Here is a 354-nt window from a genome sequence, read left to right as displayed (position 1 = left end):
AAAGGGTACGTTCCCACGTGTTACTCACCCGTCTGCCACTCACCCCGAAGGATGCGTTCGACTTGCATGTGTTAAGCCTGCCGCCAGCGTTCGCTCTGAGCCAGGATCAAACTCTCAAGTTGAAGAGTTGATCTCAGCTGATCACAACATAACGGAAGCACACCTCAACCAGACCAAACCAGCTACGACAGCACCCCCAGGGAAACCCCAAGGGACACAGCCACAGTCGCCCGGACCCGGTCGGTGAGCTCTACGAAACGTCGGTCAAGCTTCATCTCTCGATGCCCCAGCCTTTCAGCCGGAGCCGCAAGGACAAGCCGCCCACGCTTCTCTTCCTCAGATCAACTTGTCAAA

General features: G+C 56.5%; 1 rRNA gene. It reads right to left on the bottom strand.

Features of this window, described 5'->3' with window-relative positions:
• Window positions 1–122 (bottom strand): 16S ribosomal RNA (locus ACLBXP_RS25335); the annotation flags it as partial.
• Between the last annotated feature and the right edge of the window lie 232 nt (window positions 123–354).

Source organism: Methylobacterium sp. A54F (genome assembly GCF_053346035.1).
The sequence above is the reverse complement of the archived record's forward strand: the minus strand, read 5'-3'. Positions and strand labels throughout refer to the sequence as shown.